The organism is Scleromatobacter humisilvae (assembly GCF_023231945.1).
In the GTDB taxonomy this organism is placed as follows: Bacteria; Pseudomonadota; Gammaproteobacteria; order Burkholderiales; family Burkholderiaceae_C; genus Scleromatobacter; species Scleromatobacter humisilvae.
In genome coordinates this window covers 487,908-499,753 of the sequence record NZ_JAJLJH010000002.1, presented here as the reverse complement: position 1 = coordinate 499,753, position 11,846 = coordinate 487,908, and the positions used below count along the sequence as shown (strand labels likewise).

Below are 11,846 nucleotides of genomic sequence, written 5' to 3'. Positions count from 1 at the left end.
TCGCTAGCGCCATGCCCTCCGATGCCATGCCGCGGCGCGTGCGCACGCTCTTGTTCTCGACGCTGTTCCCGAGCAGCGTCAGGCCCGGCCATGGCCTCTTCGTGCAGACCCGGCTGCGGGAACTGATGGCGACGGGGTCGGTGGACGTCCGCGTGGTCGCGCCCGTGCCCTGGTTCTTCTCGTCGAATCCGCGCTTCGGCGACTATGCGCTCTACGCCCGCACGCCGCGTCGCGAGACGCTGCAGGGCGTGTCCGTCTTCCATCCGCGCTATCCGTTGCCGCCGAAGGTGGGGATGACGGTGGCGCCCTTGAGCATGGCCCTCGCGGCGGCGCCGGTGATCCGCGGCATCCTCGCCGATGGTTTCGATTTCGACCTGATCGATGCGCACTACTACTACCCCGACGGCGTGGCGGCGGCGCTGCTCGCCAAATGGTTCGGCAAGCCGCTGGTCGTGACGGCGCGCGGCTCCGACATCAACCTGATCGCGCAGTACCGGCAGCCGCGGCGCATGATGCAGTGGGCGGCACGCCGGGCCGCCGCCTCCATCGGCGTGAGCAAGGCGCTGGCGGACGCCATCGGCGAATGGGACATCGGCCGGGAGAAGCTTCACGTCATGCGCAACGGCGTCGACCTCGAGCGCTTCAGGCCGCTGCCGCAGGCCGAGTCGCGCGCGCGGCTGGGCCTGCAGGGCGACCCGGTGCTGCTGTCCGTGGGCAACCTGGTGCCCCTGAAGGGCCATGACCTGACCATCGCCGCATTCGCCAGCCTGCTGCCCCAGTATCCGCAGGCGCATCTCGTGCTGGTCGGCTCGGGCCCGGAGCGCGGGCGACTCGAGGAGAAGGTGTCCGCGCTGGGCATCCAGGGCAGGGTGCTGTTCGCCGGCAGCGTCCCCAATGCCGAGCTGCCGTCCTGGTTCAGCGCGGCGGACCTGTCGATACTCTCGTCGAGCCGCGAAGGCTGGGCGAACGTGCTGCTCGAATCGATGGCCTGCGGCACGCCGGTCGTCGCCACGCGCCGTGGCGGCACGCCGGAGGTCATCACCGACGCGGCGGCCGGGCGGCTGGTGGACGTGCGCGACGCCGAGCACATCGCAGCGGAGATCCTGGCCTTGCTGCGCTCGAAACCCAGCCGCGAGAGCGTGCGCGCCCACGCGAGCCAGTTCGGCTGGCAGGCGACCAGCGCGGCGCAGTTGAACCTGTTCCGCTCGATCGCGCAGGAGACCGCCCATGCGTGACGTCATCCTGCTGGGAATCGTCGTGGCGGCGCTGCCGTTCGCGTGCCGCCATACCTGGATCGGCGTGCTGCTCTGGACGTGGATCAGCATCATGAATCCGCACAAGCTCGCCTGGGGCTTCGCGATGAGCATGCCGTTCGCGGCGATGGCCGCGGGCGCCACGGTCGTCTCGCTGTTCATCACCAAGGACAAGGTGCGCCTTCCCAGCCATCCGGCGATCGTGGCGCTGATCCTGCTGACGTTGTGGATGGTCGTGACGACCGTGTTCGCGATCCATCCGGACGAGTCCTGGATCGACCTGAAGCGCACCTTCAAGATCCAGGCCATGACGCTGGTCGCCGCTGCGGCGCTGCGCGAACGCCGCCACATCGAGCTGTTCATCTGGGTCAATGCGCTGTCGCTCGCCTTCTATGGTTTCAAGGGCGGCTTGTTCACCATCCTGACCGGCGGCGGTCAGCGCGTGTGGGGGCCGCCCGGCGGCTTCATCGAAGGCAACAACGAGGTCGGCCTGGCGTTGGTCATGGTCATCCCGATGATGAACTACCTGCGCGCGGTGGCGACGCGCCGCTGGGTCCGCATCTCCCTGACGGTGCTGATGCTCTTCACGGCCGTGGCCGTGCTGGGCACGCAGTCGCGCGGCGCGTTCCTCGCCATTTCCGCCATGGGCCTGGTGCTGTGGATGCGGAGCAAGGAAAAGGCGAAGGCCGCCATCGTCATCGGCCTGATCGGCCTGGTGCTGACCCAGTTCATGCCCGCCTCCTGGGACGAGCGCATGCAGACGATCGGCACCTACAACCAGGACAGCTCGGCGATGGGGCGCATCAACGCCTGGCAGATGACCACGCACCTGGCCAACGACCGGTTCCTGGGCGGCGGCTTCTTCATCTACACCAACGAGCTGTTCGCGCGCTACGCGCCCGTGCCGGATGACGTCCATGCGGCGCACAGCATCTACTTCCAGGTGCTTGGCGAGCACGGCTACGTGGGCCTGATCCTGTTCCTGTCCATCGGCTTCTTCACGTTCAGGACGGCCAGTCGCATCCGGCGCGAGGCACAGCGCCGGGAAGACGCCGGCTGGCTCTATCACCTGTCCGGCATGATGCAGGTGTCGATGGTCGGCTATGCGGTGGGCGGCGCGTTCCTGAGCCTCGCCTATTTCGACCTGCCGTACAACGTGATGGTGATCATCGTGGCCAGCGAGCGTTGGCTGCACGACAAGGAGGCGTCGAAGGAGAGTCGCGGCGCGTTCGGTTCGGCTGGCCCGGTCGCCAAGCTGGCGCAGCGCCCGCGCGGAAGTCCGACCTCCTGAAGCGCTCGCGGCGCGGCGCAGGAGCCGCGGCCGCGACTCACGCCTGCGGCCGCGCGACCTCTCGCAGGCGTTGCCGCAGGGGCGCGCTCAGGCTTCCCGCCATTTCGCGGGCCGCGGCCCAGGCCCCGCGCGGCGACCTCGGATTGCAGGCGAGCACGCCGATGCGTTCGCGCCGATCCGACATCCAGGCGCTCTTGTACGGATCGTCTCCGGTGAGGTAGTCGATCTCGACGACGCGGTCGGCCTCGAGCGCGTGGCGAAACATGTGCGCGGTCAGGACCGTCCCGGCCGACCACTTGGAATACTCCTCGTCGTAGGCCAGCTTGAAGATGTAGGCGCGCCGGTCGATCGTGAACCAGAACTGCGCCGCGATCGGCTTTCCCTCGAGGCTTGCGATGCCCAGGCGCAACCATCCGCGCCGCGCGCACCGGCGTGCCCAGCCCCGCACGAAGTCGGGATAGGGCTCGCGCTGCTTCCAGCTGCGGCTGTAGATGGCGTCCCAGGCGTCCATGCCGCGGTCGACGTCCGCCTCCTCGGTCAGGATCTCGAGACTTCCTGCGGCGAGCAGCTTCTTGGACTTGCGCGCAAGCGTGTTGCGCACCTGGGAATCGCGCGCGGCGATGTAGGCGTCGAACGCGAGGCCTTCGCAAGGCAGCGTCCAGTTTCCGAAAGCGAAGTACTGCCTGGCGTGCCAGCCCTGATGGCGCAATTCGTGCAGCAAGGCCACGGTGTCCGGCGACTGCCCATCGAGCGGCGCCAGCTGGAGGGTCGCGACGCGCGGCCGCACCGAGCGCAACTGCTGCACGACCGAACGCATGGCGGCGGCCCGCTCCTCGCTCGAGCCGGCGAGGCTGGCCAACGGCGAATACAGCGAGGCGTAGTAGTTGGTGAGCGACGTGAAGCGCCACGGCGTCGCGACATGATGCCAGGCCAGCATCAGATTGCCGCTGTCCGCCATGCCCTCCAGCGCGACGATGCGCCAGTCCTCGTCGGCGACCTGATCGATGAAATGATGAACCCACTCGCTGCTGGCGAAAGGGTTCGGCGGGTTGGTCTTCGAGTCCAGGAGTGCCGCGTTCGCGCCGACGAATGCCAGCGCCTCTTGCTTGCTCATCACGCGCATCGCAGCGGCTCGCGGTCGGAGCGGTTCGACGACGCCCTGGACAACATGCCCGACACGCTGCGCATGCACGGGGCGGCGGCCGGACGAGTGGACGAGATCATTGACAAGATGGCGTGGCGCGCGAGGCGATGGCTTTGGTCGAGCCAGCAATGTAGCCGAGTTGCCTTGATCGACCTAGCATCGGCGCTGGGGACTGCGCATCCATGTTTGCGCGTTTTCGACGAATGATGCCCGCGCTGCCGCGCACGGCAGGGCGCCCGGCTGCAGGCATCGCGTTCCCCGCCGGCCTTCGCGGTTTTGGGGATGTCGTTCGCACCGCATCTTCGCTACGATGAAGTAGGGGGTCCGTGCGCCGTTGTCCCGCCACGCTGATCCGTCGATGACGCGAGCCGTGGCCGTGATCGATGCGACGGATCGGCTTGACCGAAGATCGACGCCGGAGGGAGGCAGGATGCCAGTGGAATTGATGAACTCGCGACGACAGGCCTTGCTGTCATGAGCACGCGCCTCGAGCCGAGCCTGGAGCGTTTCCCGTCGATCGAAGGCAGCCTGGCTCACAGCGCCGGCCGCGACGACGTGCAGGGGCTGCGCGGCATCGCGGTGCTGCTCGTGGTGCTGTATCACGCGGGCGTGCCGGGCCTGCCCGGCGGTTTCGTCGGCGTCGACGTGTTCTTCGTCATCTCCGGTTTCCTGATCACCGGCTTGCTGGTTCGAGAGTCCCTGGCAACCGGACACATCGATTTCACCCGCTTCTTCGCGCGGCGTGCCCGGCGTCTGCTGCCTGCGGCGCTGCTCGTCACCGCGATTGCCGCCGTCGTCGCGATGTGGATCTATCCGCCGATGGAGCAGCGGGAGATCGTGTCGAGCGCGCGCGCGGCCAGCCTCTATGTCGGCAACCATTGGCTGGCCGGACGCAGCGTCGACTACCTCGGGGGCGACCAGGGATCGAATCCGCTCCTGCACATGTGGTCGCTTGCGGTGGAGGAGCAGTTCTACCTGGTCTGGCCGTTCATCGTGCTGCTCGGCACTCGCCTGGGCGGCGTGCGTGGGCTGTTCATCGTGATCGGTGGCCTCAGCGCGGTATCGCTATGCGCCTGCGTTGCCATGACCTGGCATTCGCAGCCCTGGGCCTTCTTCCTGATGCCCTTCCGGGCGTGGCAATTCGGCCTTGGCGCTCTCGTGCAGGTCGCGCTTGTCCGCGGTGTCCGCTTCAGCAACGACGCGTGGCCGCGCTGGATCAGCTGGATCGGACTCGGACTGATTGCGGCAAGCACCGCGTTGCTGGACACGTCGCGACTCTATCCGGGCCTGTGGGCGCTGGCGCCGACGGTGGGCACCGCGAGCGTGCTGCTGGGCCTGTATGCAACTAAGCGTGGCGCGGGCGTGCTGCTGGCGATCCCGCCGCTTCGCGTCGTCGGCGACCTGTCCTATTCGTGGTACCTCTGGCACTGGCCTTTCCTGGTCGCCGCTCACGTGCTGGTGCCGCAGTCGGGCCCGGCGGTGACCGTGGCCGCGGTCGTGCTGTCGCTGGTCGCGGCGGCGGTGTCCTACCGATGGGTCGAGGGGCCGATCCGCTTCTCGCCGCCCGCCTGGCTGCGCCGCAACAGGCAGGCGCTCGTGGCGGCCCTCGCGGGATCGGCACTGCTGGCCGGTGCGTGTACCGCCGCGACGGCCTGGATCGGCTCGCGCAGCATGGATGCGCAGCAGCGCGCGTTCGCGGACGGCGTCGACGACATCCCGATCGTCTATGCGGCCGGCTGCCACGCCACGTTCGCGGTCAGCGACTTGCCGCGCTGCGCATTCGGCAGCAAGGACGCTGGCATGAAGGTCGTCCTGTTCGGCGACTCGCACGCCGCACAGTGGTTCCCCGCGCTGCAACAGCTGGCCACCGAGCGCGGCTGGCAGCTGATCTCGCTGACCAAGTCTTCCTGTCCTGCGGCGCGGGTCACGGTCTACAGCGACGTGCTGCGTCGCACCTATCTGGAATGCGACGAATGGCGTGAGCGGATGCTCAAGCGAATCGAGGCCGAGCGTCCCGCGCTGGTCGTCCTCAGCAACGCCTACCAACAGGTCGATGCCGCGCAATGGAAGGCCGGCGCCGCGAGCACGGCCGACCGGCTTGCGCGCGCGGGCGCGCGTCAGCTCTGGATCCGCGACGCGCCTTCGCCGGGCTACAACGTCCCACGCTGCCTCGCGCGAGCGCAGTGGCAGGGGTACGCCGATTTTTCCGAGATCTGCGCCTTCGATCGCGACAAGGTCCTGGCGCGCTCGGCCGCGATCTTCGAGGCCGAGCGCAGCGCCGTGACCGCGAGCCCCGATGCGCGCCTGCTCGATTTCACGACGCAGGTCTGTCCCGACAAGCAGTGCACGGTCTGGCGGGCGGGCCACCCCTTGTTCAGCGATGGCAATCACATCGCCGCGAGCTGGACGAAGGGTCAGAGCGGACGGATCGCCGAGGCGCTGCAAGGCTGGCCGCTCGATTCGGCGGCCGCCGTCTCGCAGCCGATCAGGTGACGCGGCCCAGCCGCGGCTGATGCGACTGGATCCACTGCTCCAGCATCATCAGGATCCAGATCATCTCGCCGTAGTAGCCCGGATGCGACGGCAGCCGTTCTTCGAGCAGTTCCTTCAGGAACTCCGGGCGGATGATGCCGCGCGTCGCCAGGCTGCCCAGGGAATCGGAGGCAAGACGCCTCAGGCCGTCATGGCGCGTCGCCCAGACGCCGAACGGCAGGCCGAAGCCCTGCTTCTTCTTGGTGATCGTCTCGTCGGGCAGGAAGCCCCGCAGCGCTTCCTTGAAGAACCAGCGCAGCCGCAACCCCTTCAGCTTGCAGTCGGGCGGCATGCGCAGCGCGTAGTCCAGGAGGCGAGCGTCGAGCATCGGGAACCCCACCGACACGTTCGCGAGCTGCGCGGTTCCGCAAACCTTGGGCAGGTCGGTCTCGGCCAGCGTGTAGCGCCAGTCGAACGCCAGCATCCGGTTGACCAGGTCGCCGGTCTTGGCCTGGGCCCAGACCTCGCGCTGCTGCCTGGCGGGCGAGGCGATATCCACGCTTTCCAGGAAGCCGGCCGTGAAGACGTTGTCGATTCCGAGCAGGTTCAGCAGGTTGTAGGTCTGCAGCCGGTCCGGCATCGGCACGCGCGCCTGCTCGATGTAGCTCGCGCCCTTGCGAAGCAGGGGCGCGCGGGCCATCGCTCGCGTGCGGAAGATCGGTTCGAGCACGGCGCGGCGCATCGGCTCGGGAATCCGCTGGTAGGCGCCGAAGACCCGTTGCTTGGCGTAACGGGTATTGCCGCCGAACAACTCGTCGCCGCCGTCGCCTGCCAGCAGGCGGCTCACGCCGTCGTCATGCGCCATGCGCGCGCAGTAGTACGCCGGCAGGGCCGAGGAGTTTCCGAACGGCTGGTCGTAATGCGCCGCGACGGCCGGAATGCCGGACACCAGATCGTCCGGCGTGACGTAATACTCGTGATGTTCCGTCTTGAAGTGTTGCGCCGTGATTCGCGCGAAGGCCATCTCGTCGTAGCCTTCGGCCTGGAAACCGATGGAATAGGTCGCCGCGGGCTTTCCGCTGGCCAGGCCGATCATTCCTGCGACGGTGGAACTGTCGGTGCCGCCGCTCAGGAAGCACGCCCCCTTGCTGCCATCGAGTTGTGCCGCGACGGAATCCAGCAGCAGTTTCCGGAATCGTTCCTTTTCGGCGGCCAGCGACATCGGCGACGTGTCGTCGAAGGTTGGCGACCAATATGGCGCCACCGTGAGTTGCCCATTTTCGAACAACACGTAATGACCCGCCGGCACACGCTGCACCCCCTTGAATATGGTTCGCGGCGATGGGATGACGTGAAAATAGACGTAGTCGAAAATCGCCTGCGGATCGAGTACTGCCGATTCGTCGGCGCCGACCAGCGCATCGGCACGCAGCGCGAATCGCAACTCGTTGCCGACGATTCGATAACAAAGCGTGCGGATCGCGAATCGATCCACGGCGAGGAAAGTGCGTCCCGAGGGCTCGCGCAAGGCCACGGCAAATTCACCGTCCACGGCCACGGCGGCCTTCGCAGGGCCTTGCGACAATGCCGCGCGCCAGGCGGCAATCGGGCCGCTGTCACGCGCCTGTTGCGCGAGCCTGGTATCGCGAAATACGGGATTGCCGACCGCAATGGATTCCTGTGGCTCGTTCATCGGGATGAGAAGACTCGCGCGGCAATCTGTCGCATGGAATTCATTTGCAGCTGGTTGAAGTTTCCGAGGCGATATCCGATCGACCCTGGCTTTGCATTCCACGGGACGCCGACAGACGAATTAGCGCGTGAGCTGCTCGCCGTGCCTCGATGTTGCAAGAAGCCTGTTATGTGACCAAGTGTCTCGCCTCGGGAAAGCGAACATTTCTGCACGCTTTTCAGGCGAGCACATTCGACGAACCGTGCGAGACTTTGTTCACGTTCCAGCCCTCCACGGAACATTCCACCACAGGTATTTGCACAATGGAAGAGATCAAGCGCCGCCAGTTCCTGCGCTTCGGGTTCGCACTCAGCGGACTTTCGCTGAGCGCTTGCGGCAGCAGCTCCGACGCCTCCAGCGACGGTCCGGGCACCCCGCCGGCGCCGTCGCCCGGTCCCGCACAGACTCCGCCGGCTCCCGCGCCGACTCCTACGCCGCCTCCACCGCCGCCGCCGCCGCCTGCGCCCGCGCCGACGGGCTCGATGGCGTTCTCGCTGAGCAGCGCGACGACGGCGAGCGCCGCTCCTTTCTGCCTCGGTTTTGCATTCAAGCAGGGTGACGTCCCCTCGGGGCAAGGCGTGGTGGGCAGCGTCGACCATCTCCAGGCCACGCCCATGACCACGTGGCCCGACGGCTCGCTGAAGTTCGCCGTCCTTTCGGGCACGGCCGCCCTGACGGCCGGGAGCGCCACGACCATCACGTTGTCCAAGGGCACGTCCACGACGGGCACGGCGCTGACGACCGCGAACCTGAAGGCGACGGGCATCACCGCGAGCATCGCCTGCGGGTCGTTCGGCACGGTCTCGTGGTCCGGCACCGATTGGGATTCGAGCTTCGCGGCGCACGTCAGTGGCCCGCAGATGTCGTCCTGGATCTATCGCAAGCCGGTGGGCGCCGATGCGCACCTGGTCGCATGGCTCGAGGTGCGCCTGTTCGCGAGCGGTGCCGTCGAAGTGCTGCCCTGGATCGAGAACGGCTACATCAAGGTCGCCCATCCCACGAACAAGGCCGCCACCTACGTGTTCACGTTGGGCGGCACGCAGCGTTCGTCGCAAGCCATCGACCTGCCGGCGCGCTGCCGCACGCCGCTGGTGGCGGGCCAGGCGCTTTCGTACTGGCTCGACACGGATCCCGGCGTCGTCGTGCGCCACGACACGGACTATCTGCAGGGCACCGAGGTCGTGCCGCCGTACATGGCCACCGTCGATCCGTCGTCCAGCATGGTCACCAGCCTGCCCGCGACGTTCACGCCGCTGCAGCAAGGCTCGTTCGCCTACAGCCAGGATGCGATGGAGTCCACGGGTTTCGCCAACCCGATCGGCCTGCTGCCGCAGCACGACGTGCTCTACCTGACCTCGAACGCGCCCAGCATCTACGCCTCCGTCATCCGCAACGGCTACAGCGCCGGGCGCTACCCGATCCACTATCGCGACGAGGCCACGAACCGGCCGCTGAAGTTCTCGGATCATCCGAACTTGTCGAGCAACTCGTCGTCGACGAACGACTACACGGCGGTCGCCAGCGGCACCGTGCCGCCGGACTGGGACCAGGCGCACCATCCGAGCGTCGGCTTCATGGCCTACCTGCTCACGGGTCGCTACTACTTCATCGACGAGGTGCAGTTCGCCGCCACGGCGAACTACGTGGGCCTCAACGACGTCGTGCGTGGCGGCGTGCTGGGGTACACGGTGCCGGTGGAGGGCGTCAATCAGGTGCGCCAGGCCGCCTGGAACACGCGCACGCTGATGACCGCGTGCGCGATCACGCCGAATGCCGACACGGCGATGCACGCCGAGTACGCGACGGCGTTCACCAACACCATCACCAAGTACTACAACCAGTACGTTGCGCAGCCCAACAACCCGCTCGGCTTCATCCAGAGCGACCCCGACTACACGGGCAACCTGAGCGGTGCGCAAGCCGCGGCGGCCACGGGCTTCATGGCGCCGACCTGGCAACACGACTTCTTCACCGCGACCATCGGCTGGGCATTGGCCGCCGGCCTGCCGATCACTTCGACCGCACAGACGCAGCTCGCGGGCGTGTTCACGTTCGTGGCCAAGAGCGTCGTCGGCCGGCTCGGTGCGACCAACACCGGCACCGACTATCTCTTCACCGAGGCCGGCGCCTATTTCGTGTGCGCGGCGGCCTCGCATACGCCCGATTGGGCCGGTGGCACGGGGCCCTGGCTCGCGAACTGGAACGAGGCCTACGAGATCACGAAGAAGGTGATGTCGTACTACGTCGCACCGGCCATCTTCACGGAGTCGACGACGACGTTGCACGAGATCTCGACGCCTCCGGCCGGCGGCTATTTCGCGAACCTGCTGCCCGCGATCGCCTACGCTGTGCGCCACAACGCGAAGGACGCCGACCTGGCCTATGCGCGACTGACCGGCGCGACCGGTTGGTCCGACATGCTCGATTCGCTCAACGACTACAGCCCCGTGTGGGGCGTTCGCCCGCTAAACTGACTTCACGACCATCACTCCCATGCAAAATTCGAGAAGACAGTTCCTGCGGCATGTAACGTTCACCTACGGCACCCTTTCCCTGGTGGGCTGCGGCGGTGGTCAGTCCGCCGACGGCAAGGAGGCCCCGTCCGGGTCCGGAGGCGGCCCGACGACCCCCGTCACCAGCGCGCCGCCGCCCGCGCCCGCGCCCGCACCCGCGCCGCCGGCCCCAGCGCCGTCCGCGCCGCCGCCTTCGCCGCCGCCGCCGGCACCTGCACCTGCACCGAGCGCGCCGCGCACGGTCAATCCCGCGTGGATCCAGTCCGCGCCGCTCAATACCTGGATCGCCATTCCGGGGACGGTGCACGCCGGATCGGCTGCCGCGCCAGGCGACGATCCGCTGGATTTCTATTCCTCGTCGAACCGGCGCCTGTCGTATTCGGGCGTCGGGCTGCGCGACTGCGAAATCATCCTGGCAGCCAATGGCGGACATGGCGACTACGCCGGCAACGAGGTGACCTCGATCGACCTGTCGCAGGACGCGCCGGCCTGGGTGCTGCGAAGCGCCGCGTCGACGACGACCGCCTCCAACGTGGCCTACTACGCGGACGGAAAGCCGTCGTCGCGCCACACCTATTGGTCGACGACGTGGAATGAGCAGCGCAAACGGCTCATGCTCCACTACAGCCGCTTCGTCTACGGCACGGGGGTGTCGTTCCGGGCTTCCAACGGGTTCAACCTCGACACCAACACCTGGGACGCCAAGGGCACCTGGTCGGACGGCTACAGCGTCGGTTGTGCCGACTCGAGCGGCAACTGCTACGCGATGGGCGTCAACTACTTCTCGCTCAACAAGTGGACGGCCGCCACCGACACGTGGTCGACGGTCGCGACCTTCAGTGAAGCGATCAACGTGAACCCGGTCTGCTACGACTCGACGCGCGGGCATCTGTTCGCGCTCGCATGGGGCGACGGCCAGGGCAACACGCTCGGGGGGCTCTCGACGACGCTCAGCGCGATCCGGATCGTCGGCAGCACCAAGACGAACATCACGTTCAACGCGAGCGCCGCCCTCACGCAATTCAAGAGCGACGCGCCGGCCTACAGCGCGATGGAATACGACCCGGTCAACGACCAGTACCTGTTCTACCAGGGGGCGGCGGGCGCCACGTCGCGCGTCTATGTCGTCAAGCCCAACGCCTCGAGCGTCTGGGACATGAGCATCCTGACGCTGGGCGCGGGCTCCGTCGTGCCCGATGCGGCGGTCGGTGCCGGCGTCTTCAACCGCTTCAAGTACGTGGCGGCGTTGCGCGGCTTCGTTCTCATGAGCACCGGAACGAGCAACCTGTATTTCTTGCGCACGGCTTGAGCGAGGCCGCGACACGCCCTTTTTGGGGGGGTGAGCAAGGGAGGGCCGCGTCGCTTCCTCTGGCAGAATTGGCGCAAACGCGGCAGGGCTGAACATCGGCGGGCACGATCGCTGGCCTCGACCGCGAAGAAC

At 67.4% G+C, this 11,846-nt stretch carries 8 protein-coding genes; 5 read left to right on the top strand and 3 right to left on the bottom strand.

Annotated elements, in window-relative coordinates; genetic code table 11:
* The first annotated feature begins 11 nt into the window (after window positions 1-11).
* Window positions 12-1,235: a glycosyltransferase family 4 protein gene (locus tag LPC04_RS11625; RefSeq protein ID WP_275682384.1), complete on the top strand. Its 1,224-nt coding sequence runs from the start codon at window positions 12-14 to the stop codon at window positions 1,233-1,235.
* Complete coding sequence (locus LPC04_RS11620) at window positions 1,228-2,544, top strand: putative O-glycosylation ligase, exosortase A system-associated (protein WP_275682383.1); 1,317 nt, start codon at window positions 1,228-1,230, stop codon at window positions 2,542-2,544. The genes LPC04_RS11625 and LPC04_RS11620 overlap by 8 nt, the downstream gene beginning before the upstream one ends.
* A gap of 37 nt (window positions 2,545-2,581) precedes the next feature.
* Here LPC04_RS11620 and LPC04_RS11615 read toward each other — a convergent pair whose 3' ends face one another.
* A complete protein-coding gene (locus tag LPC04_RS11615; RefSeq protein WP_275682382.1) occupies window positions 2,582-3,658 on the bottom strand; it encodes a GNAT family N-acetyltransferase in 1,077 nt (358 codons plus the stop codon).
* A gap of 504 nt (window positions 3,659-4,162) precedes the next feature.
* Here LPC04_RS11615 and LPC04_RS11610 point away from each other — a divergent pair.
* Window positions 4,163-6,181 carry an acyltransferase family protein gene (locus tag LPC04_RS11610; protein ID WP_275682381.1) on the top strand — a complete coding sequence of 673 codons (2,019 nt, stop codon included), beginning with the start codon at window positions 4,163-4,165 and terminating at the stop codon, window positions 6,179-6,181.
* Here the strand turns inward: LPC04_RS11610 and LPC04_RS11605 are convergent.
* A complete protein-coding gene (locus tag LPC04_RS11605) occupies window positions 6,174-7,853 on the bottom strand; it encodes an asparagine synthetase B family protein (protein ID WP_275682380.1) in 1,680 nt (559 codons plus the stop codon). The two genes, LPC04_RS11610 and LPC04_RS11605, sit on opposite strands and share 8 nt — an antisense overlap.
* A 217-nt stretch (window positions 7,854-8,070) precedes the next feature.
* On the bottom strand, window positions 8,071-8,442 hold the full coding sequence (locus LPC04_RS11600) for a hypothetical protein (protein WP_275682379.1): 372 nt from the start codon (window positions 8,440-8,442) through the stop codon (window positions 8,071-8,073).
* Window positions 8,443-8,506: 64 nt separating this feature from the next.
* Here LPC04_RS11600 and LPC04_RS11595 point away from each other — a divergent pair, with 64 nt between their 5' ends.
* On the top strand, window positions 8,507-10,366 hold the full coding sequence (locus tag LPC04_RS11595; RefSeq protein WP_275682378.1) for a hypothetical protein: 1,860 nt from the start codon (window positions 8,507-8,509) through the stop codon (window positions 10,364-10,366).
* 19 nt (window positions 10,367-10,385) lie between these two features.
* Complete coding sequence (locus LPC04_RS11590; protein ID WP_275682377.1) at window positions 10,386-11,714, top strand: hypothetical protein; 1,329 nt, start codon at window positions 10,386-10,388, stop codon at window positions 11,712-11,714.
* Window positions 11,715-11,846 lie beyond the last annotated feature (132 nt).

Excerpts from the sequence above, each read along its gene's own strand:
- LPC04_RS11625 (WP_275682384.1), top strand. The coding sequence starts at position 12 with ATGCCCTCCGATGCCATGCCGCGGCGCGTGCGCACGCTCTTGTTCTCG.
- LPC04_RS11620 (WP_275682383.1), top strand. The coding sequence starts at position 1,228 with ATGCGTGACGTCATCCTGCTGGGAATCGTCGTGGCGGCGCTGCCGTTC.
- LPC04_RS11615 (WP_275682382.1), bottom strand. The coding sequence starts at position 3,658 with ATGAGCAAGCAAGAGGCGCTGGCATTCGTCGGCGCGAACGCGGCACTC.
- LPC04_RS11610 (WP_275682381.1), top strand. The coding sequence starts at position 4,163 with ATGAGCACGCGCCTCGAGCCGAGCCTGGAGCGTTTCCCGTCGATCGAA.
- LPC04_RS11605 (WP_275682380.1), bottom strand. The coding sequence starts at position 7,853 with ATGAACGAGCCACAGGAATCCATTGCGGTCGGCAATCCCGTATTTCGC.
- LPC04_RS11595 (WP_275682378.1), top strand. The coding sequence starts at position 8,507 with ATGACCACGTGGCCCGACGGCTCGCTGAAGTTCGCCGTCCTTTCGGGC.
- LPC04_RS11590 (WP_275682377.1), top strand. The coding sequence starts at position 10,386 with ATGCAAAATTCGAGAAGACAGTTCCTGCGGCATGTAACGTTCACCTAC.